Consider the following 22540-nt stretch of genomic DNA (forward strand, 5'->3'; position numbering starts at 1 on the left):
CTATATTTCTATTTGCTCTATAATATAAATTCGCGGTAAGGCACATTCCAGACTACCTCATGCGCCAGACGATGTCCTTCATAGCCGTCTTCCCCATAAGCTGTACCATGATCGGAAAAAGCCATACAAAACGTTTTACCCCGATTTCGTAAGGCATCAAACAAACGTCCAAGTTCACCATCCACATACCGTAAGGCTGCCCGTTGAGACTCCACTGAATCTTTAGCAGAGCCCTTCACAAAATAATGATTAGGCCCATGAATCGCTGATACATTCAGAAACAAAAACAAGCGCTGCGACGGGTCTGTATTCCCCAACAGTTTCAGAGCATGATTCACCTGATTCTCCGTCGAACGAGGGTTGGTAACGCCAAAGTTCATACGCCAGTAGCTTTCTTGAAAATATCCAGGCAGCACCTTCGCAAGCTTATTTTTCTTCGTGAAAAAAATAACGCCGCCGATACAGATGGTCCGATAACCTTCACCCTCTAGCCCGGACACAATATCCGGGGCATCGAACAGCCAGGTATGTGGATGCGTACGCAGTCCCGTATCCTTTGTGTGAAACAGTCGGATATGTGAAGTCTTATCCGTATTCGCCGGAGTCGGCAAAAATCCGCCAAAAAAAGCATGATGTGCAGCATAGGTAAAGCTACCCGGTGTATGGCGTTTTTCCCACGAGCCGGAGCCGCACAAATTCGGACAATTCTCTTCCTCCAGCTTTGCTACATCATAACGCAGGGTATCCAGCGTAATCATGACAATATCATGAGAGCCGACAATTTGGTTCATATCAGTCATATCTGTCTTTCCTTTCCCTAACCACGCTCCTATTAGCGAGGTGCTGCATTTCCCATTCATACGGATTCCAACCCTGATGTTCAACCCGGTACAGCAAATCACCGAACGGATTAACATCCAACACATAGGGACGACCCCCATGAGCCGGAACCAGCACATCCAGTCCAGCAACCATAGAGGCTGGAAAAACACTCATAGCAGCTTTCGCAGTAAGCTGGACCGATTCCACCGTACTCTGTGGTAATCCGGCTTCCTTCAGCGAGAGCCGCTCATTACGCAAATGCAAATTCGTAATGGGACTATGGCTCAAACGCAAAACCGCATGGCAAGCTTCTGATCCGCACACGAGTTGACGCACATCATAAACACGCCCGTTCAGGGTCGCTTTGGGAATCCAGCGCTCCACATGTACCCCTTCCAGGCATAGCCAGTTAAGGATAGCATGAATGTCCTGCTTATTCGTATAACGACGCAATCGTCCGGCATTATAATACACGCGCTGTCCGCGTATGATTTCCGTTCCAATCGTGGTCACCGCCAGTTCCGCGTGTGTATGGGGATGTACCTGATAGGCCATGACACCAGAAGCACCGGACCCACAAAATATTTTCACAAATACGCGGTGAAACCCGCTCTCCTTCATTGCCGTGTGCAGATCATCAACATCACGAAATGCACCACCTGAAGATGCAAGTACTGGCGGGACCCTTATGTCTGCCTTGCCTAAATCGGCGCTACAACGCCGTTTGTCGAACATTACGGCCACTTCCGCCGGATCATTCATCCAGTATGACGAGGGCCAGAGCAGAGGCACTTCATCCCGCAGCCAGGCCAGCAGACGGCAATAGCCCCGGAACCATTGTGCCGGGTGCCAAATACGACCGTCCTGCTCCTGCAGACGTCGCGCTTCTGCCGCCGCTATACCTGTGCCTTGTGTCCATTCGGGCCATGGCAACAGAGAATCGTCTCCCTCAACATCCGAGGCGCCCAGAGCAATCAACTCACGCTCTACCTCAAAGTTTTCGCCCGGTGCATCCAGACGAAGCAGCGGACCACTGTCCATCTGCCCCGCCAGTAACTGATCAATGCTCTCTTGCACAAAAGAACTGCCATTCACGCTATCCTGCGTAGCTCGTGCAGCTATTCGCAACATCAGCTCGCTCAGACCTTGTTTCTGCCGAATAGCTTCCAGCACATTCTTATAGGAAACCTCCAGAGCGGGCGGAAGCTTTAATCTGCTTCGCGCCTCCTGCAGCCCGGTAGTTCGACGATTCCCCGGATTACCGAACAAGATAAACGGCTCGCTGACATTACAGTCTGACATCCTAACCATAGAGCCGCCTCACTTTAGATCATTTTAATTTTGAAAACAGTCCGTTTTAGAAATCCATTTAACAAATTACTCAGTCAGTGATGGATAGCGCCAATCATCTTCCTCATCCGCTTCTTGTTGATCTTCCACGTTCACAGATAGACCCGAGCTTTTCCAACGTTGCATCATTTCACTAGACATATAATGATAGCTCAAATCCAGATGCTTCAGCCCTTTTATACTTTCACTAGCCAGCAGCGCTTCTGCACCTTTATCAGACAACGTACCTTGTGAGAGATCCAGCACTTCCAGCTGTCCAATCACAGGGGCATTAGCTGCTGCAATTGCAATTTCATCCTGTATTTCACTATCTTTGAGTCCCAAGTATGTAAGTTTGGGAAAAGGATTGCTGTCCAAGAACGGCAAAATATCATTGAGGTTACCGTCAAAACCATAGTCCTCGACACCCAAATACAGTTCCAGCTTGCGTAGTTCAGGCAGTTCCGCATTACATATTTGCTGAAGAACCCTCACAGGCAGGCCACCACAGATAATAACCAATTCCTGAAGATGGCTATGACGAAGCGGCTCCAAGCTCAGGTCCTGGCTTCCTTTGATATGAAAGGACTCCAATGCTGGAAACGCTTCTAACAACGGGGACAGATTCGTCTGGTTAATCCATGAAACCTCACACTCATCATATTCCATATCACCAATAAACAGTTTGCGTATCTTAGGGAATTGATCTTTGAGCTTCACTAACACTGGGATAAAATCCTCTGGTGAACTTTCATAGGCGCCGCCCCAATCTCCAATGATGAGATCAGTAATTTGCGCGCTCTCCGGCTTGGCTGCCAGTTCCTCAATAGATTTAGCCATCGTTTGGCCATTCTCATAAGCTTCATAATCCACTACCAATTTCACTTCCATCTTACAATTCCTCCGATCGCTTGTCTGAGATCTCGTAAACTATCTATTTCCAATTTAGTCTATCCTATTCTACCAATGTTCGTCAAAAATAGTCCCGCTTCGACATCAATCCTATGTAAAATGTGCTCAATGAAATAAAAACAAGACAGCCCGCTAAGCAGGCTGTCTTGCATATTCACAATAAACTTCTACTATTATATAGTACGTGAGTTTAGAGCCAAATTATTGGCTAATTGTAATCGGTGAGTTATCGGACAGCAATGCCAGATTATTCACGATCACATTCTCCTCATTGCTCAAACCACTGGTAACGAGTGTTTGGGAACCTGCCGTCTGAACAGTCTTCACTTCCTTGCGTTTCGCATGGTCTCCGTTTACAACATATACATATTCTTTACCTTGATCCTTTTGAACTGCCGCAGTAGGAACCACAATGCCTTCTTGTGCATTGGCAGCGACAAAGCTGATATCAGCCAACATACCGGATTTCAGTTTCGTGTCTGGATTCGCTACTGAGATTTTTACAGGATAGCCTTTTCCACTTGCATCCAACGGGCTTACATTTTTAACTGTACCTGTTGTTACAATGTTGGAAGCTGCAACACGAACCTGTACCTTGTCACCTGCTTTTACATTGTTGATCTGTTCCGCTGGAACATAGATCAAAGTATTGACTGTACTCAGATTAGCGATGACCAGTGCAGGAGACTGAGCGGATACCATTTCGCCCACTTCTGCATTTTTCGTACCCACAATACCATTGATCGGTGATGTAACAACGGTGTCATCCAATGCATCCTGAGCAATGTTCACATTCAGCTGAGCCTGCTTAAAAGATTGTTGGCTGGACTCGATAACCGCAGTATTTTGAGATACTTTGAGCTGATTTTGCGCATTACTGTAACCGCTATTGGCATTACTATAGCTATTTTTTGCTGAATCATAGCTGTTGCGAGCTGTAGTTAGGGCCTTCTGCGCAGCTACCAACTGATCTTGCGCATTAGCCTGAGCATTTTGTGCATTATTGTAAGCCGCTTCCGCATTCACAACTGCTGTTTTGGCTTGTTCTAATTGTGCTTGGGTACTCGCACCTGCATCAAATAGACTTTGTGTGCGTGTTACATTTTTCTGTGCATCTGCCAAAGCTTGCTGCGTTTGTTTCACCGTATTGGCTGCCGAGGAGACACCATGTGTTGCTTGTTCTACGGCTGTAGTGGCTTGATTAATAGCCCCCTGTGCCTGATTGATTGCGCTTTGGGATTGAATCACGCCGCTCTTGGACTGCACTAAGCCCGAGTTTGCTTGAACCATCGTAGATTCGTGGGATGCTTGAGCGGTGCTTACTCCGGCTGCTGCCGCAGCTGCTGCGGCGCGGGCTTTCGCAACATTATTCCGCATGTCCTTATCATCAAGCTTGAACAGTACTTGACCCTTTTTAACCTCGGTGCCAATATCCACAGGCAGTTCAACCACTTTGCCGCCCACTTTAGGCACGATGTTCACCGTCTCCGAAGGTGTTACGGTTCCTGTATAAATATTTCCCTGTCCGATAATTCCCTGCTGTGCTTGGCTGATTTTAACCGGAACGACCATATCCTGAGCCGCCCCGCTATTACTGGAGCAGCCTGCCAGCACTGCGCCGCCGAGCACTAAAGCCGCTAATGTACTTTCTACTCTCAATATTTTCATGATAATTCCCTTTCTTTCTGTCCGTGGAAATAATGTAAGCCATCCAGTCGTATTTTATAGTTCTTTGGTTATGCTTCCGGCTGTGTCTTTGCTTTCTTCCTCTGAATAAACAAAAAGATTAGTGGAATCGTGCAAAACAGCGGTATGGATGAAATGAGGAACGTATCCCCAATTCCTCTTGATGTAGCATCCAGTGTGATTAAACTACTTATGGATGACATCCATGAGCTGCCCAATGTCGCTTGTAGCGTATGAGCCGAGTCTGGTGTAATGGACTCCGAAATTTGCTGGGCATGAGCAGCCGAACGGCTTTGCATAATGGCGGTTAGCACCGCAATCGCCATAGATGCAGCCACAGTACGTACCAGATTGGACGCTGTAGACGCATTGGCTACCTTGCTCGGATGAACGGCATTCATGCCGACCGTGGACAATGGCATCATGCAAATACCAATTCCCAGACCCCGTAATGCCATTACGGTTTCCAACCAGGCATGCGAAGTATCTGGCGTAAGCTGGTGAAGATGATAGGTCATAAAGCTGGTTAGCGTCAGGCCCACAAGTCCCAAAGGCACAATGCCGAACTTATCGAACAGCTTCCCGGCAATAGGCATCATAGCCGCCATGGCAATGGCCTGTGGAATGAGGATAATACCGGTATCAATCGGTGACACACGCTGGATATTTTGCAAAAACAACGGTGTTAGGAACGTTCCTCCGTACATCCCCATCATGACCAGACTGGAAGCAATAACACTAATCGTATATTTTGAATTCTTGAATAATGAGATTTCAATTACCGCATTATCCTTCCCGCTTTCTACATAGATCAGAAAAACAAGTGCCCAGAAAGCAACAAACAGCAAGGATACAATTCCAAAAGAAGTCCAGCCATCACGCTGTCCGTTTGTCAGTGCGTACAAAAGTGTTCCGGCACAAGTTGCGGCCAGCAAAAAGCCCGGTAGATCAAACGGCTTCGGCTCTACTTTAGGCGGTTCTTTGATTAGAAGAATAACCATTAAAATTGCAAATAAAGCAACTGGCACACTGACAATAAACAAGAACCGCCAGTTAAACCACTCAATTAAATATCCGCTGAGCGTAGGCCCTACAGCCGGCGCTGCCATTGCGGCGATCCCCCATATACCAAGGGACATACCGATTTGTTCACGCGGCATAATTTTGTAAATAATCGTCATACTCAGCGGCATAATAACACCACCGCCCAGACCAGCCAGCACCCGTGCTGCGATCAGGGAAGAATCACTCCATGCAAAAATACATATTCCCGTTCCCAGCGAAAATACGCTGAGCGCAAGAATCAAAAACTTTTTGTATCCGAGGCGCTGCTCCATATATCCGGTAATCGGTACAATTACACCAGATGCAAGCGTGTAACCTGTAATAACCCACTGAATACGTGTCGTCGTAGATCCTAAATCCGTCGTCAATCTAGGAATGGCGACATTGATCAGACTGTTGTTCAGAATGGCGACAAAGGCGCCTAAAACGATAGCGAAAAAGGCAAGCCAGCGTTCTTTGGAAGAATCTGTCGAAGGAGCAGCAGCAATATCATTGGCAGCCACATGGACCCCTCCTTTTTAAGGTGTATGAATTTTTACTTCCACGTTCGTTCCAGGGATAAGCTTCATATCCTTCGGCTTGTTCACAGCAATCTCTACAGGCACACGCTGAGTCACCTTGTTAAAGTTACCACTTGTGTTCACTGCAGGAACGAGTGAGAACACGGCGTTGGAGGCTTCGCCCACTTTACGAACTTTACCCTGAATCACCTGGTCACCTGCTGCATCAAGCGTAATATCAACAAGCTGTCCTGGTTTAATACGGTTAATATCGGTTTCTTCAATGTTCGTGGATACGTACAAGCTGTTCATATCCACCATAGTTGCAACAGCACTACCCGGCGATCCGATTTCATGCTCTTTCGAATAAATCTTAATAACGGTTCCGTTGATCGGCGCGCGCAGTACGGACTTGCTGATCATACTCGCATCCAGCCCCGATACATCCTGCTCGGCAATCGGTTCATTACGCTGAACAACATCTCCTTCTTCCACATCAATGTGGCTAATTTCTCCGGAGATTTGCGGCATTACCTTATATTGATCGGCTTGAATGCGCGCATCGTCACTTTTAACAAAGTGTGTTGCTTGATACCAATAATAGTAGCCAATAGCTCCACCGCTCAGAATGAGCAGTACAATGAGGATTGGCAATACAGTTTTCTTACTCACTTCTTCCACCCCTGTTGTCCAAAAAATTTTATTATTCAACGCTAATATTTTAAAATTGAAATATTAGGCCATTAAACCAAATAGAGAACGTAAATAAACACATGGCAACATTCCATGCAAAAGACAGGACTAACTTTATGTACATAGGACAATCTGATCCATGATCCACAAACCGTCTTTTTATATTTAAATATTTTCATATAACTATTGTACATTGAAATATTATAGATATATTTATCTATTCAGGCAACATAAATTTTCAGTTTTTTCATAATTTTTTTTCATAAAAAAGAGCCTTGTTTCCAAGGCTCTTTCACGAAAAGGGATAGTTTACAATTAAAGGGTTACACAGTAACGTTATGAGAAAGGTGTAGGTACAGCTGACCGTTGTTTGCAGTTTTTCGCCCCCTGCCCTTCCTTCGTGTTCCTATTCATTCTATTCCCTTGAGAAGCTTGCTTTTCCATGCAACCCCCCGCAACGGCAGCGTTCTGTCGTCCCATGTACATCCTCTTTGGAATCCCGTAATAGCCGCACGTAATCCAGAGATTGCTGTAAAGAAGCAGGTCCCGGAATGAAACGGACCTTCTTGCCTTCTAGCAGACAATATACCTCAATAAGCTGAGGAAGAGCTCCAAATGCATAATAACAAAATACATTTGTCATATGTTGGAACGTACTAATAACGTTAGGGTTATAGTCAACGATGTACTTTTGAATGAGCAGGGAATCTGCTTCTGCTGATAGTTGCCAAGCAGCCTGAACAATAAGCGAAATATTGACCTCTAACTCAGGCACAGACGTACAAAATTGTTCATACAGCATTACAGGTACCAGCAAGTCATTATTTAAGCCACAAATTTTTGACAACTCACCTGACACTTTATTTTTGACATCCCAATAATGGAACAAAGATTCAAAGCTGTCTGACTGCTTGGGCCACCATTTCTCCAGCACATACTGGACAGGGACTTCCCGCCGCACCTCTACTTCCATTCCAAAGTATTCGTTCAGCGCATGCCCTATTGCATATTGAACCCGTTGCCGCCAATTCCAACCCTCACGCCCTCTTTTCCTCTGTGATTGACGAATTGGCTGTGGAGTTCTCCACATCTCCTCAAGCTGATAGTCGTGCAGAAGAGGAAAGGCGCTTAAGCCATCGCTATTGCGCATACCTATCCCTCACTCTCTTCTCAGGACACCCCAATACCCGCCTGTGCAAATTGTCTTCCGTAAGCTCGGCAATTCTCCTTATCATCATCCAATGGATTAAATTCAATCTTCAGACTCTCCTGAATGACCGATGCGCCGCGTTCTTTGACTTTTTCCTCTACCAAGTCCACTGCGCCACAGAATTGCGTATAAGATGTATCTCCACTGCCAAATACTGCGGTCTTTTTACCAGACAAATCAAGCTCGTCTAGTTCCTCGTAAAAATCCAAAAATTCATCAGGAAGCTCACCATCTCCCCATGTATATACACCCAGTAGGAACCCGTCATATGCGAGCAGTTCTTGCGCGCTGCAATCATACGAAGCCTTCAACTCCGCCTCGTGCCCTGCCTGACGGACGCCCTCGGCGATCAATTCCGCGATTTCCTCTGTATTACCTGTCAAACTGGCATAAGCAATCATGATTTTACCCAAGTTCATCCCTCACCTTTATTTGAAATATGGGATGCTTTCACTCCCTGTTACTCAAATAATATTTGATAATGATTCTCATTGTCAAATGTTAATTTCAAAAACTAGGTTTAATCTTATGGAAATATACGCAAAACAGCCGCATTACATGCGGCTGTTGGCAGATAAACTCTATGGATAAACAAATTATTAGTTACAACATAGGTCATTACCTTATAATGCGCTCCGCCAACATGAATCCACGCTTCGGCAGAAGCTTCGAACGAAGGCTTCGTCTACCACAAAACGCTGGCTACAGGCAGTTTAGGCAGTTTGTGTTTAATGAAGTAGAACTTCAGCTGTGTTGATAAAAAAATATTATGTACGTACAATACAATCCGTTTTTCATTATTATGATAAAAAACGGATGGTTGTACGTACAAGTGGGATTGATTTCATTTTAATATGGAAGCGCTATAATTACAAGTACATCCTAGAAAAAATATTTTGGACCATTTGACTACTTACTTATTTATGTAATCATTCGATTGTTGCTGAGGTTTGTTGTACAATAGACTCCATATGGGGATTTCTGTGCAGCTTGCTGCCTGAATCCTGAATTGACTGCTGAAGGATGGATTGTACATGTATGTAGCACAAGAATGGAAAGACTATGAAGTAATGGATACAGGCGGTGGTGAAAAACTGGAACGTTGGGGTGATATTGTCCTGCGTCGTCCCGATCCGCAAATCATATGGCCTTTGGCCCAGGAAACAGCCGAATGGCGTAATGTTCATGGACATTACCACCGTAGTTCCTCCGGTGGTGGCAACTGGGATATGAAAAAACCTATCCCCGAGCGCTGGACAATTAGCTATGGACCGCTTAAATTCCACATTAAACCGACCAGCTTCAAGCATACCGGTCTTTTTCCAGAGCAAGCAGCGAACTGGAGCTGGATGATGGATAAAATCAAAGGCGCAGGCAGACCAATTTCCGTACTGAACCTGTTTGCATACACGGGAGGAGCCACGACTGCTGCTGCGTATGCTGGAGCTAGTGTAGTTCACGTGGATGCCGCCAAAGGCATGGTGCAGTGGGCAAAGGAAAACGTTCAATTGTCCGGTCTGGCTGACCGTCCGGTACGCTTCATTACGGACGACGTATTCAAGTTCGTGCAACGAGAACAACGTCGGGGCAACCGTTATGATGCCATTATTATGGACCCTCCTTCTTACGGACGCGGACCAAACGGAGAAACTTGGAAGCTTGAAGAAAGCTTATACCCGTTTCTCGAATCCTGCATGAGCATTATTTCAGATCAACCGCTGTTCATGCTGATTAACTCTTATACTACAGGTATTTCGCCTACTGTATTGCGCAACATGCTGAGCATGACCATGCAACAAAAGTACGGCGGCCAAATTAGCGCTGGTGAAATTGGATTGCCGATCACACGCTCGGGATTGAATTTGCCTTGTGGTATTCTCGGACGCTGGGAGGCTTAAATTCCTCTTATGACTCAAAATGAACTTACCCGGCATGAGCATGCACAGCCGAATATTCCTGTCCTCTATGAGGACAATCATGTTTTGGCGGTTGTAAAGCCTGTCAATGTTCCAACGCAAGAGGATGCCAGTGGTGATCCTGATCTGTTGTCTTTACTCAAGGAAGATCTAAAAATTAGACACAATAAGCCTGGTAACGTTTTTTTGGGTTTAGTTCACAGACTGGATCGGCCTGTAGGTGGAGCCATGATTTTTGCTAAGACGTCCAAAGCTGCTTCTCGCCTGTCTGAGTCGGTTCGAAGTCGTCATTTTCACAAACTGTATACAGCAGTTCTGAATGGCGTTCCTACGGCCCCACAGGGCCGTCTAACCCATTATCTGCTAAAGGATAGCCGTACCAACACGGTTCAAGCGGTTCGGCCTGGCACGGCTGGTGCGAAGGAAGCCATTTTGGAGTACCGCATGATCGGACAAGCAGATGGACTCAGTCTCGTGCAGATTAAGTTGCACACCGGACGCTCACACCAAATTCGTGTGCAAATGCAGGCGATCGGCTGTCCCCTCTACGGTGACCAAAAATATGGCGGTAATCTGAGCCGGCCCGGTCAACAGCTCGCGCTCTGGTCCTTACTCGCTGGAGCACCGCATCCGGTTAGCAAGGACGATATGAGATTTCACTCGTTACCTCCAGTCCAATTTCCATGGAATGAATGGCCCCGGTCGCTTTATGAGAACATGATTACGTCTGAAATTTGAACCGGAAAACCCTGCCCTATCTGGATATCAACATCTTCAACCCCATTTGCACAAAGAACCTGCAACGCATGTAAACAAACATGCATTGCAGGTTCTTTTTTTTGCAGAAAATTAAATTAATGCGTCATCCCATCCTTTTATGACGAGGAAGCCACGGACTGCCCCTTCTTGCTGTTTACCAGCTGTTGACGGGGATGGGCGTTTTGTGCATTCGTATTTTTGATGAAAAACGCTAAAATCAGAGCGGCCACACTCAACACTGTTGCAATGATAAAAGCCGAGTTAATCCCATAAATTGTAGCTTGGTTGCCTGCAGCCAGCATCCCCGCTTTATCTGTCACGGTCAGTCCCTCAGATGTAACAATCGATGTCAAACGGTTGCTGCTCTGTGTTGACATCACTGTCACCAGAATTGCCGTCCCAATCGAGCCAGAAATCATACGCAGCGTGTTACTCATCGCCGTACCATGTGCATTCAATCGTTGCGGAAGCTGATTCAACCCGGCTGTTTGGATCGGCATCATCAGCAACGACATCCCGAACATCCGCACCGTATAATTAATTAACAGTGTCATATAGGTGGTTGTTTCGGTCAACCGTGTAAATTCCCAAGTCGTTATAGCCATGATCAGCAAGCCAATTACAGACAACCAGCGTGCTCCGATTCGGTCAAAAATAGCCCCCGTTACAGGAGACATGAGCCCCATCAGAATCGCTCCCGGTAACATTAGCATACCGGACTGGAGCGGTGTAAACCCCCGAATATTTTGCAAATAAATCGGAAGCAATATCATACCGGCGTACAAAGCCATCGTCACAATCACGTTAATGATTGTCGTCAAGCTGTACACATCGTATTTAAAGATACGGAACTCCAGCATAGGCTCATCTGCCTTCAGTTGGCGAACAATAAACAAAATAAGCGCAATAGTCCCAACGATAAGCGTAGACAGGACCGGAATACTTCCCCAACCCGATGTTCCTGCATCACTAAAGCCGTATAATATTCCACCGAAACCGAGCGTAGACAAAATGATGCCGGGAATGTCCAGCTTTGGCTTGGACTGCTCCGTTACATTTTTCAGAAAAATAAATCCGATCACAATCGAAATCACTGAAATCGGCAGGATGATCCAGAACAAAACCCGCCAGTCATAATGCTGTACTATATAACCGGATAAGGTTGGCCCAATGGCTGGAGCAAAACCCATCGCAATCCCCAAGGTTCCCATCGCCCGGCCACGACGCTCTATTGGGTAGATGTTCAAGATAACCACCATCATTAAGGGCATCATGATACCTGCTCCCGCGGCCTGAATAAGCCGACCGATCAGCAATATGCTGAAGCTTGGAGCTACAGCACATAACAGCGTGCCTATTGAAAAAATAGTCATCGCGCTAATAAACAATTTACGAGTGGAGAAACGGGCAATCAAGAACGCGGTCACCGGGATCAATACCCCATTCACGAGCATAAAGCCCGTACTAAGCCACTGAGCTATATTGGCATCTATATTCAAATCACTCATCATTTTCGGTAAAGCCACACTGATCAACGTCTGATTTAATATCGCTACAATCGCGCCAATCAACAGAGCGGCCACAATGGGTGCTCTGCGTACATTACCTGGTAGTGTCATTTGAGGACTGCTCAAGTTGATTCATTCCCTTCGGTGTTAATTTCATGATCATTTGTTTATGGATATCCAGGACCATCTCTAGCTGCTCCTTCGGGATGTCCAGAATGGGCAAGACGCGCTCCATCCACATGGCGTCTACTTTTTGCATGATATCTTTTCCTTCTGGCGTAAGCGTCAGCACTAAGGATCTACGGTCATGCTCATGCCGTCCGCGAGCAATATATCCCGCCTTGGTCAAGCGGTCAACTACCCCACTCATAGAGCTGCTTCCCACATGCGCTATGTCTGCCAGCTCGGATAATCCGATGTTGGGGCGTTTATTCAGAATTGCCAAAGCCATATGCTGAATGGCCGTCAGATCCAAATGCTGCTCCTCATTCCAGAAGGAATAAAATATCGTTTTGTTAACCTCCCTTACCGATTGAATAATCCGGTACACCTCAAGTCTGTCTTCCTCTCTATCACTCACTGGAACCATCCTTCTTTCTAATATCCAATTGACAATCCATATACATATACATATACATATACATATACTAGAAACTATTTGCATACGAAATGTTATTTATTCATAACTATTATTTTATCATCTCTTATGTAAATGTCAACATTCACCCAAATATCACCTATACTTCAACACAAAAAAGCGCGGTATGAATACCACGATAGGTATTTACATCCGCGCACTCCTACTTACCTTAAAATGATAATCTGCTGCGTACAGCTACTTTTCATGTAGCCGCCATTCTAGTTATTCTGCTCGCTCTATTGGTTCCTTTACTCCCTCAGCCTCACTTGTCATTACTGAAGTTTTCGCCTTCGTTGTAATTTTCCCCAACAAATAAACCAGCAAATTTTGATTGTGCTGAGAAATTCGGTTTAGTGCAGAACCCAGAAAATCATCCCGGATTCGCAATCCACGCTCTACTTCTTCTCTCCCTTGATCCGAGATAACAATCCATACAATTCTACGGTCCTTTACGTCTCTGAAACGGGTGACCAGTCGATTCCGCTCCATCCGATCCAGCAGCATCGTAACCGCGGCTGGTGTGGTGGCGAGATATGGGATTAGTTGAGACGGTTTCATACGGCCGTATTCGTTCAAAACCTCCAGCACCGTAAGTTGAGCTTCCGTTAGTGATGGAGCCAGCTGCTGTTCCATATGAACCTTATAATCCTTAGCCATTCTGGACCAGATTTTCGCAAATTCGGTCGTTTGCATTTTGCCTCACTCCTTTAAATAACAGGGTCAGTAAAAGCATCAAAGTTACCGTATGGGCCACCGTCCGGATTGTATTTCATCACATTAAATTTTCGCCATTCAGCCCCGGTTTCCTGCCGTTTTTGGAGCACGAAATGAAAAGGGGAAGGAAGTCTCACTTCGGTTTTGAAGGCTGGTCAGGGTTCGACAGCATGACGGCAAAAAGGTCCTCATTCGTGCCGGAATGGCACGAGAGGACCTCTCTTTTTCGAGCTAAAAAGCGCTTGACTTTCCTATTATTCTATGGACTGAGAAGCTTGCGGCTCACTACGCAGCAGCACATTCACAATTTCGTCCTTCTTCTCCACTGGAGCTAGCAGCTTGCCTGTATCCTTTCGGTCGGTCAAAGGGGCCTTTTCCGAAAGGAAGGACATCGTTTGTCCTTCTGCTGTGATTGCAAATAATTGAACAGCTTCACGGCAATAGAAGGCAGCCACGATTCGAGTTCCATTCGAACGTACTCGTTTGCCTTCCTTGAACTCAAAGGTGGTGATACCTTTGCCGCCTCTTCCCTGTGTAGGATAATCCAGCAGAAGCGTACGCTTACCATAACCGGACTCGGTCAGCACCAACACTTCTCCTTCATCCTCTTCTACCCACAACGCCGCGATAATTTCATCGCCTTCGGCTAGCTGTATACCTTTGACACCAGCCGAGACGCGCCCCATCGCATTAACCTCTTGCTCCTTGAAGCGTATACTCATACCCGCGCGGGTAATCAGCATAATATCCTGGGTACCCTCGCTTAACGTTACCGATAACACCTCATCGTCCCCTGCTACTTTGCAGGCGGCTACGGCACTGGAACGTTTTGTAGCATATTCTTTTAATTCTGTACGCTTTACTTGGCCCTTCTTTGTTACAAATACCAGGCTTTTTCCTATTTCCTCGATGTTTTTAAGCGGAATAACACTTACGATACGATCTTCCTTCGATAACGGAATAACGTTGACAATTGGTGTGCCCGGCTCTTTCCACTTATACTCTGGCACCTGATGTACAGGCAATAAAAAGTATTGTCCACGCTGGGTGAAGACGAGCAATATGTCCAGCGTATTCACATCAAGCAATTGGGTAACGTAATCCCCTTCTTTAACACCAGAACTTGAACGTTCCCCGCCTGAACGAGTGAATGACAACATACTTGTGCGTTTCACATAGCCATCTTTCGAGAGTGTCAGCAGCACATCCTCTGCTCCCACCATGACTTCCAGGTTCACCTTAATCTCTTCTACCTCGCCCTGGATATCTGAACGACGGTCAATGCCGTACTTTTCGCGAATTTCCAACAGTTCCTTGCGAATCAGGCTGATCAGCTTGCGATCACTTTCCAGAATAGAACGATATTGCGCGATTTTTTTCTGGATGTCCCCCAGTTCTTTTTCAAGCGTGGTGATTTCCAGATTGGTGAGACGATACAACTGCAAAGTCAAAATAGAATCTGCCTGACGTTCGCTAAAACCAAACATCCATTGCAAATTATTTTGCGCGTCCTGGCGATTTTTGGAAGCTTTAATGGCTGCGATGACCTCATCCAGAATGTTCAGCGCCTTGACCAAACCTTCCAGCACATGGGCACGATCCTCTGCCTTTTCCAGTTCATACTGGATACGGTGAGTGACAACTTCGCGTTGATGGGCGATATACGCTTCCAAAATGGACTTTAGCCCAAGCTGATGTGGCGCTTTGTTCACAATAGCTACCATGTTGAAGTTATATGCCACCTGTAGGTCGGTTTTTTTCAGCAAATAAGCTAAAATCCCTTCCGCATCGGCTTCCTTCTTCAGCTCCACAACAATGCGCAAACCATTTCGTCCGCTTTCGTCACGAACCTCGGCAATCCCTTCCACCTTTTTCTCCAGACGGATATTCTCCATGGCGGTTACGAGCCTTGATTTGACGATCTGGTATGGGATTTCGGTAATGACTAGCTGCTGCTTACCTCCGCGCAAGGACTGAATTTCCGTTTTGGAACGAATATAAATACGTCCTTTTCCCGTGCGGTAAGCGTCCTTGATGCCTTCGCCACCCATAATGAGTCCGCCAGTCGGGAAATCAGGACCTTTGATAAAGGTCATAATCTCTTCCAGCTCAATCTCTGGCTTTTCCATCACCGCAATGCTGGCATCAATAACTTCGCGTAAACTATGTGTAGGGATCTCTGTCGCAAATCCCGCCGAGATCCCACTGGAACCGTTCACCAACAAATTTGGATAACGAGACGGCAACACAACGGGCTCTTTGGCCGAGTTATCAAAATTGTCCTTGAACAAAACCGTACGCTTTTCAATATCGCGCAGCATTTCCATTGCGATCGGAGACAAGCGAGCCTCCGTATAACGCATAGCTGCCGCCGGATCATCATCCTGGGAGCCCCAGTTACCGTGACCGTCCACCAGCACGTGACTCATTTTCCAAGGCTGCGCCATCCGTACCATGCCGTCGTATATCGACGAGTCACCGTGGGGGTGGTAATTACCCATAACGTCCCCAACGGTTTTGGCCGATTTACGATATGCTTTATCCGGCGTATTGCCCGAATCGTACATTGCATAAAGAATACGACGTTGTACGGGTTTTAATCCGTCCCGTACGTCGGGTATCGCCCGATCCTGAATAATATATTTGGAATATCGGCCAAAGCGGTCACCGACCACTTCCTCCAGAAAAGCTGGCAAAAACTGCTCCGATAAGCTCATGTATACACCTCTTTTGATAGCACTACTCTACGTATTCCGTAAAATCTACGTTTTCCACGATCCAGCGCTTGCGCGGATCCACCTTATCACCCATCAAAGTGGACACCCTGCGTTCAGCCTTGGCTGCATCCTCTATCTGAACGCGTAGCAAGGTGCGTGAATCGGGATTCATCGTTGTTTCCCATAACTGATCAGGGTTCATTTCCCCAAGTCCTTTATAGCGCTGAAGCTCAAAATTTCGTCCAAATTCTTTTAAATAATTATCAAGCTGCTCGTCAGTCCAAGCATAACGCACCGTTTCGAGCTTACCCGACTTTCGAGTTATTTTATACAATGGCGGTTGAGCAATAAATATGCGTCCTGCATCAATAAGCTCTTTCATGTACCGATAAAAGAACGTCAACAACAGCACTTGAATGTGCGCACCATCTGTATCTGCATCGGTCATAATGATGATTTTGGAATAATTGCTGTCTTCCAGCGAAAACTCTGTTCCTACTCCCGCACCAATAGCTGCTGTAATAGCACGGTACTCATCATTCTTCATAATATCCGCCAGTTTGGATTTTTCCGGATTCATCGGCTTGCCCTTTAGCGGCAATATGGCCTGAATTTTGGAATCCCGTCCCTGCTTGGCTGATCCTCCAGCCGAATCGCCTTCCACAATAAACAACTCATTACGTGTAAAATCCTTGGACTGCGCAGGCGATAGTTTACCATTCAAATTGGAACTTTCACTGCGCTTTTTACCGGAACGCATTTCATCCCGAGCTTTACGTGCAGCTTCACGTGCTCTGGATGCTTGAACTGCCTTCTTGATCAAAGTTTGTGCTATCTGCGGATTTTCTTCCAAAAAACGCTGCATCTGCTCAGATACGATGGCATCCACTGTACTCCGTGCCGAAGCGCTTCCCAGCTGATCCTTTGTCTGGCCGACAAATTCAACCTCAGCCATCTTGACACTGATTACAGCCATCATGCCCTCACGTAGATCGTTGCCCTCCAAGTTTTTATCCTTTTCTTTCAACATCACCGTTTTCCGGGCATAGTCGTTCATGACACGAGTGTAAGCGGTTTTGAATCCCGTTTCATGCGTACCTCCTCCACGTGTCGGAATGGAGTTAACGAACGAAGCAATCGTCTCTGTATAACCAGCATTGTACTGGATGGCAATCTCTACTTCAATGTCTTCTTTCTCGGCATTAAAGTGAATAACGTCATGCAGCACATCCTTGCCCTCATTCAGAAAAGCAACAAACTGACTTGCGCCACCCTCATAAAAATACTCATCTGACTTTCCGCTGCGTTCGTCTTTAAGTTGAATACGAAGGCCCGAATTTAGAAAAGCAATTTCCTGAAGGCGCTCAGCCAACGTATCGTAGTTAAAATGAATGCCTGCCTGAAAAACACGAATATCCGGTTTAAATGTAATTTTCGAGCCCGTCTTGTTAGTATTGCCCAGCACTTCAAGGCCTGTGGTCGGTTCCCCGACATGCTCCACGCCCTTCTTGTCCTGCCAATATTCAAACCGCTGACGGTGAATCTTGCCGTCCCGGTAAATTTCTACTTCAAGCCATTCCGAAAGAGCGTTCGTTACAGACGCACCTACACCGTGCAGACCCCCGGATTTTTTATATCCCGAACCGCCAAACTTACCTCCGGCGTGCAAAATGGTGAATACAACCTGAGGCGTAGGAATTCCCGTTTTGTGCATTCCCGTAGGAATACCGCGCCCGTTGTCTGATACTGTAACGGAACCGTCCTTATGCATTGTAATATCAATGCGAGAGCAAAACTTGGCGAGATGTTCATCCACCGCGTTGTCTACAATTTCCCATACCAAATGATGCAGCCCCGAAGAACTGGTGCTCCCGATGTACATGCCCGGCCGTTTGCGAACTGCCACAAGCCCTTCGAGCACTTGAATGTCGTCCGCGCCATATTCCGAAGCTCCGCTTTGTGTGCCGGACACTCCCGCAGACAAGTCGATTTTGTCGACCATTCATGCTCCCCCTTTGTCTAATCGTAACCGTGTTTTGCCTTATTCTTGATGATTTTCACCAAAAATGCAAACAGATGTTTTCTTTTACCTTGTCCATTTTAATTCAATATATCCCGTTTCGTAAAGACGGCGAATGAAACAATCAATGCCGCAGCCCCCCAAATGCCCAGTACAGCTAAAGAAAAGGGTAAGGTCATTCCCTCAATCGGGGCGGGGCTTCCAGATAAATAATCGGTTAATTCGAGGTTAACCATAAATAAATATTTAGCACTCTGCCAAGATGCAGCCATGTTTGTCAAAATAGTGCCCGAAATAAGTGCAGCCATCATGACCACGATACTTGCCGCCGTACTTCGTACCAGGACAGATACCATAAAGGCTAACGAAGCTACCACAAGACTGACAAACCAGATCAATCCGGCTTGCAGCATCAGATAATGCCATTGTGGAATCGCGTGTACAGCAGACAAATCCACCGTCGATCCAACAATTTGAAATCCGGTAAATACAGGAACATTAAAACCGCGAAAACCAAAAAACAAGCCTGATATCAGATAACTAATCACAAATACAGCCAAAATAATGAGCGAGACAAACATATACAATGTCAGCAGCTTGCTCAGCAGTATTTTCCACCGCCTGACGGGGCGGGTCAGCAACATTTTTATCGTGCCTGTTGTCCGTTCTCCTGAAACCAGATCGGAAGCAATGGCCATAATCAACAGCGGAACGAACAGATTTATGGAATTATCCATAAACTCTCTGGTAAAGGTGACACCACTCGGCTCATTAGGATTAACATCATTTTCCAAATAATATTGCATCTGCTGCACAAAGACCCGACGGTAGGTCTTCCATTCCTCGGGAACCCGGTCACTTCCCAGCGAGTTTTGATTATCGGTAATCGCCTGACGCAGTTCGAGCCGCCAATCATTGCCGAATTTTTCGCGATTATTTTCTGCCACTTTCATCTGAGCGTACGTAAAAATCGGCACAAGCACAAGTAAAACAAGCAAAATGACATAAAATCGTTTCTTCTTGATAATTTTGAGCGTTTCATTTTGTACGAGCGGTAAAATGTTATTCAAGTATCTCACCTTCCGTCATTTTCAGGAATAGCTGCTCCAGTGTAGGGTTGATTTTGGTTACACCTTTAACGGAAATACCGGAAGCCGTCATTTGTGTCACCAGCTCCGCAATATGCTCTTCATCCATTTCTGTAAAAATTGCATCGGCTCCGCTGCCTGCCACAATGCTGTCATCAATTAATTCATCAGCGTTCGTAATTATTTGCACATGCGGAGAATTTTGCAATATGGCAAGACCCTGATCACGAGGCTCCAGTTGCCATACTGCCATGTGCGAGTGCGTATCAACCAATTCCCGCACACCACCTACAGCTAGCACCTTTCCCCGACTTATAATTGCCACCCGATCACATAGCAGCTGGATTTCGCTGAGCAAATGGCTGGAAACAAATACAGCCATGCCTTCTGCCGCTAGCAAACGGATAAAAGCTCTCATTTCCTTGATCCCCTTGGGGTCTAACCCGTTCGTCGGTTCATCCAAAATGAGCAATTTCGGTCTACCAAGCAAGGCTTGGGCTATACCAAGACGCTGGCGCATTCCGAGAGAATACGTACTTACTTTATCATGGATACGGCGATCGAGCCGAACAAGCTCAACGACTTCGCGGATACGCGGCTCGTCTACACCAGGCTGCATACGGGCAAAATGCTCTAAATTCTCCCACCCTGTCAGGTAGCTGTACACCTCTGGATTTTCCACAATAGAACCAATATGCCGCAAAGCCTGCTCAGGGTCACGATTTACATTATGTCCACAGACAGTAATCGTCCCTTCCGTAGGCTTAATTAAATCGACCAGCATACGAATAGTCGTCGTTTTTCCAGCCCCATTAGGACCGAGAAATCCGAAAATTTCACCCGCACGAACGTCGAATGTTACATCATGAATGATCATTTTGCGTTTGATACGTTTCTTAACGCGCTGAACAGAGAGAACTGTTTCGTTATTGCTTCTGTCTCTGCCTGCGCTGCCAACCTGATTGGCGGAATGGAAACTGGACACTGCATCCCTTGATGTCGGATTTTGGGTTATTCCAGCCCCGGTCTTGTCAGCAGATTGGATGCTCATTACTTGTTCCCTCCCTTTTTCACTTCAGCGGGTTGGCTACTTGTAGACTGTTGTTCATTTTCCACTTTATCGGCATCCTTCGTGGTTGCAACTGCAAACCCTTGCGCGATACGTTCAGCGATTGCCTGATAGCCCTGTCCGTTTGGATGAAAATGATCGGAAGATAAATAGACGGGCAAATTTTGCTGGAACAAATCGAAAGTTGGAACCAGAGTCATATTGCTGTTTTGGTTGGTAATTGCCATGGCAGCCAGATTCCATTCTGTGACCACAAGATTACCAGGAATTTTCATTTCCTGCAGATCACTGAATGGATTATATAATCCGACATAGATAATTTTAGCATTCGGATTGATTTTCCCTACCTTTGTCAGCACTTTTTGCAGACGTTTGGCGGCATCAGGCACAGCTTTACGCAAACCACTGAGTGTAGGTGGCTCTTTGCCAGTTTGGGCAGCCTGAGCCCCCTGAAATAAATCATTTCCGCCAATCGAGACAATAATGACGTTAGCCTTTTTCAACACATAAGAAACACCAGGCTCATCCAGCTTGGTCAATAGTCCTTGAGTCGTCAGTCCATTAATCCCCATATTATTTATGAGCTGTGCCTTATGGCCTTCCTGATTATTTAACAAGCTCACCGACCGACGCACAAAACCACTTCCGGAGTCATCCCCCGTGCCTTTGGCCAGCGAATCTCCAATGGCAGCTACCCGAAACTCTCCCGTCTGAGTAGTAGCTGATGGCGCAGTTTGTGTCTGCGATGAACCGGAATGTACAGGTTGAGTGCTAACCATAGGCTCTGGAGCCGTGATACTTTGTACTGCTGTAATAAATCCGTACAATAATAGCAATGTGGCGGCAATGGAAACGGAACCGACAGACCGCCAAATCCATTTTGATGAATTCACTCGTGTTCCCTCCTGATAGCTTAGTGAAATAAACATAAGGCTTCTCATATCATTTTGCAAATAAACCGTTCTGAATAAAAGCGCAATAAATGCTTAGAGTCACACATAATTTCCCATGAACATGCAAAAAAAGGATGGCAAATGGCCACCCTTATATTATACTTTCTTGTGCGAATAGTTTATCCTCACAACTCTAATCAGACGAACCAAACTATTTACTATCAGGGATGAAACTTTTGATCCATTGTCCAAAACTGCCCGGATTTCGACTTTGAATCAGTACCGTCCCTTCACCGCGAAAGCGGCATACAAGCGCTTCTCCACTCGTTACGCTGGACAACCAGCCTTTAGATGCTTTTTCAATTTTATAATCCATATAATCCGGCCATGCCACCAGATGAGCATTATCAATAATACGCTCCTCTCCTGGCGCGATGTAAATGGGATGAATGGCTCCATAAGAGGACAGGAATACCGTACCTCGACCACTGATTTCTACGATAAAAAAACCTTCACCAGAGAATAAACCTTTCATCAGGTTTTGCATTTTGGTGCTAACCTCAATACCTTCCGTGCAAGCCAGAAAACCGTCCTTTTGGACCAACAGTCTATACGTGCCATCCAGTTCCACCGCTTGTACATCACCTATACTGGCAGGGGCTAATAACACCTCAGCCGATCCCCGGGCTGCCCTCAGTTCTTGAAAAAAGAATTTTTCTCCGCTCAGCATTCTGCCTAAACCACGTAACAGTCCACCGTCTACCGTCCCCTTTATATCTACACTGGAAGACATGGAAACCATCGCTCCCATTTCCGCTTTAATCATTTCTCCGGGGTTCAACTGCACCTTGAGCATAGCAAAGGCACCTTCATGCACGATTTCGTAGCTCATTTGTTCACCTGGCTTTCCATAAGTAGTCTGCAATCCATTCAACTTGCTGATATCATACTATAAATACGTCCCTTATGTCTTTTCTGGTATAAAGCAATGGTTATGCC

Annotated in this window: 18 protein-coding genes and 2 pseudogenes; 2 read left to right on the top strand and 18 right to left on the bottom strand. The window is 46.1% G+C overall.

The window, feature by feature from the left end:
- Window positions 1-17 precede the first annotated feature (17 nt).
- The 9 genes and pseudogenes from NSS66_RS07900 to NSS66_RS07940 all read right to left on the bottom strand — a co-directional run.
- On the bottom strand, window positions 18-800 hold the full coding sequence (locus NSS66_RS07900) for an STM4013/SEN3800 family hydrolase (protein ID WP_069079737.1): 783 nt from the start codon (window positions 798-800) through the stop codon (window positions 18-20).
- Window positions 793-2133, bottom strand: coding sequence for an STM4014 family protein (locus NSS66_RS07905; RefSeq protein WP_069079738.1), 1341 nt, complete (start codon window positions 2131-2133; stop codon window positions 793-795). Before NSS66_RS07905 ends, NSS66_RS07900 begins: the two co-directional genes overlap by 8 nt.
- 66 nt (window positions 2134-2199) lie before the next feature.
- Window positions 2200-3042: an STM4015 family protein gene (locus tag NSS66_RS07910; RefSeq protein WP_028540697.1), complete on the bottom strand. Its 843-nt coding sequence runs from the start codon at window positions 3040-3042 to the stop codon at window positions 2200-2202.
- Window positions 3043-3264: 222 nt separating this feature from the next.
- Window positions 3265-4731 carry an efflux RND transporter periplasmic adaptor subunit gene (locus NSS66_RS07915; RefSeq protein WP_023989063.1) on the bottom strand — a complete coding sequence of 489 codons (1467 nt, stop codon included), beginning with the start codon at window positions 4729-4731 and terminating at the stop codon, window positions 3265-3267.
- Between the two features lie 68 nt (window positions 4732-4799).
- Window positions 4800-6317, bottom strand: coding sequence for a DHA2 family efflux MFS transporter permease subunit (locus tag NSS66_RS07920; protein ID WP_023989064.1), 1518 nt, complete (start codon window positions 6315-6317; stop codon window positions 4800-4802).
- Window positions 6318-6332: 15 nt separating this feature from the next.
- Window positions 6333-6986, bottom strand: a complete 654-nt coding sequence (locus NSS66_RS07925; RefSeq protein WP_023989065.1) for an HlyD family secretion protein — start codon at window positions 6984-6986, stop codon at window positions 6333-6335.
- Between the two features lie 357 nt (window positions 6987-7343).
- Window positions 7344-8157 (bottom strand): annotated as a pseudogene (locus NSS66_RS07930) (hypothetical protein).
- 20 nt (window positions 8158-8177) lie between these two features.
- A complete protein-coding gene (locus NSS66_RS07935; RefSeq protein ID WP_034095047.1) occupies window positions 8178-8636 on the bottom strand; it encodes a flavodoxin in 459 nt (152 codons plus the stop codon).
- A gap of 107 nt (window positions 8637-8743) precedes the next feature.
- A pseudogene (locus NSS66_RS07940) lies at window positions 8744-8887 on the bottom strand (hypothetical protein); the annotation flags it as partial.
- A 364-nt stretch (window positions 8888-9251) separates the two neighbouring features.
- On the opposite strand from NSS66_RS07940, the gene NSS66_RS07945 reads away from it, so the two are divergent.
- Window positions 9252-10115, top strand: coding sequence for a class I SAM-dependent methyltransferase (locus tag NSS66_RS07945; RefSeq protein ID WP_028540694.1), 864 nt, complete (start codon window positions 9252-9254; stop codon window positions 10113-10115).
- 9 nt (window positions 10116-10124) lie between these two features.
- The gene (locus NSS66_RS07950) at window positions 10125-10871 is read left to right on the top strand and encodes an RluA family pseudouridine synthase (RefSeq protein WP_023989069.1); all 747 of its coding nucleotides are present in this window, start codon (window positions 10125-10127) and stop codon (window positions 10869-10871) included.
- Between the two features lie 137 nt (window positions 10872-11008).
- Here NSS66_RS07950 and NSS66_RS07955 read toward each other — a convergent pair whose 3' ends face one another.
- The 9 genes from NSS66_RS07955 to NSS66_RS07995 form a co-directional block, all read right to left on the bottom strand.
- Complete coding sequence (locus tag NSS66_RS07955; protein ID WP_028540693.1) at window positions 11009-12511, bottom strand: DHA2 family efflux MFS transporter permease subunit; 1503 nt, start codon at window positions 12509-12511, stop codon at window positions 11009-11011.
- On the bottom strand, window positions 12495-12980 hold the full coding sequence (locus NSS66_RS07960) for a MarR family winged helix-turn-helix transcriptional regulator (RefSeq protein WP_023989070.1): 486 nt from the start codon (window positions 12978-12980) through the stop codon (window positions 12495-12497). Before NSS66_RS07960 ends, NSS66_RS07955 begins: the two co-directional genes overlap by 17 nt.
- Before the next feature lie 282 nt (window positions 12981-13262).
- Window positions 13263-13733 (bottom strand): MarR family winged helix-turn-helix transcriptional regulator, encoded by a 471-nt coding sequence (locus NSS66_RS07965; RefSeq protein ID WP_013310615.1) that lies wholly within the window; start codon window positions 13731-13733, stop codon window positions 13263-13265.
- Window positions 13734-14008: 275 nt separating this feature from the next.
- Window positions 14009-16471 (bottom strand): DNA gyrase subunit A, encoded by a 2463-nt coding sequence (gyrA, locus tag NSS66_RS07970; protein WP_023989071.1) that lies wholly within the window; start codon window positions 16469-16471, stop codon window positions 14009-14011.
- A gap of 22 nt (window positions 16472-16493) precedes the next feature.
- A complete protein-coding gene (gene parE / locus NSS66_RS07975; protein ID WP_028540692.1) occupies window positions 16494-18473 on the bottom strand; it encodes a DNA topoisomerase IV subunit B in 1980 nt (659 codons plus the stop codon).
- A gap of 98 nt (window positions 18474-18571) precedes the next feature.
- Entirely contained in the window at window positions 18572-19561 is a 990-nt protein-coding gene (locus tag NSS66_RS07980) for an ABC transporter permease (RefSeq protein ID WP_076295306.1), read from the bottom strand.
- Window positions 19554-20630, bottom strand: coding sequence for an ABC transporter ATP-binding protein (locus NSS66_RS07985; RefSeq protein WP_028540691.1), 1077 nt, complete (start codon window positions 20628-20630; stop codon window positions 19554-19556). The genes NSS66_RS07980 and NSS66_RS07985 overlap by 8 nt, the downstream gene beginning before the upstream one ends.
- Window positions 20630-21577, bottom strand: a complete 948-nt coding sequence (locus NSS66_RS07990; protein WP_338532495.1) for a GDSL-type esterase/lipase family protein — start codon at window positions 21575-21577, stop codon at window positions 20630-20632. Before NSS66_RS07990 ends, NSS66_RS07985 begins: the two co-directional genes overlap by 1 nt.
- 175 nt (window positions 21578-21752) lie before the next feature.
- A complete protein-coding gene (locus NSS66_RS07995; protein ID WP_023989075.1) occupies window positions 21753-22433 on the bottom strand; it encodes a TIGR00266 family protein in 681 nt (226 codons plus the stop codon).
- Window positions 22434-22540: the final 107 nt, after the last annotated feature.

Origin of the sequence: Paenibacillus sp. FSL R10-2748 (genome assembly GCF_038005565.1) — a bacterium.
Classification (GTDB): domain Bacteria; phylum Bacillota; class Bacilli; order Paenibacillales; family Paenibacillaceae; genus Paenibacillus; species Paenibacillus polymyxa_B.

Coding starts and splice junctions, on each gene's coding strand:
- NSS66_RS07950 (WP_023989069.1), top strand. CDS start 10,125: ATGACTCAAAATGAACTTACCCGGCATGAGCATGCACAGCCGAATATT.
- NSS66_RS07945 (WP_028540694.1), top strand. CDS start 9,252: ATGTATGTAGCACAAGAATGGAAAGACTATGAAGTAATGGATACAGGC.
- NSS66_RS07985 (WP_028540691.1), bottom strand. CDS start 20,630: ATGAGCATCCAATCTGCTGACAAGACCGGGGCTGGAATAACCCAAAAT.
- NSS66_RS07965 (WP_013310615.1), bottom strand. CDS start 13,733: ATGCAAACGACCGAATTTGCGAAAATCTGGTCCAGAATGGCTAAGGAT.
- NSS66_RS07990 (WP_338532495.1), bottom strand. CDS start 21,577: ATGTTTATTTCACTAAGCTATCAGGAGGGAACACGAGTGAATTCATCA.
- gyrA (WP_023989071.1), bottom strand. CDS start 16,471: ATGAGCTTATCGGAGCAGTTTTTGCCAGCTTTTCTGGAGGAAGTGGTC.
- NSS66_RS07955 (WP_028540693.1), bottom strand. CDS start 12,511: ATGACACTACCAGGTAATGTACGCAGAGCACCCATTGTGGCCGCTCTG.
- NSS66_RS07995 (WP_023989075.1), bottom strand. CDS start 22,433: ATGAGCTACGAAATCGTGCATGAAGGTGCCTTTGCTATGCTCAAGGTG.
- NSS66_RS07910 (WP_028540697.1), bottom strand. CDS start 3,042: ATGGAAGTGAAATTGGTAGTGGATTATGAAGCTTATGAGAATGGCCAA.
- NSS66_RS07900 (WP_069079737.1), bottom strand. CDS start 800: ATGACTGATATGAACCAAATTGTCGGCTCTCATGATATTGTCATGATT.
- NSS66_RS07915 (WP_023989063.1), bottom strand. CDS start 4,731: ATGAAAATATTGAGAGTAGAAAGTACATTAGCGGCTTTAGTGCTCGGC.
- NSS66_RS07905 (WP_069079738.1), bottom strand. CDS start 2,133: ATGGTTAGGATGTCAGACTGTAATGTCAGCGAGCCGTTTATCTTGTTC.
- NSS66_RS07935 (WP_034095047.1), bottom strand. CDS start 8,636: ATGAACTTGGGTAAAATCATGATTGCTTATGCCAGTTTGACAGGTAAT.
- parE (WP_028540692.1), bottom strand. CDS start 18,473: ATGGTCGACAAAATCGACTTGTCTGCGGGAGTGTCCGGCACACAAAGC.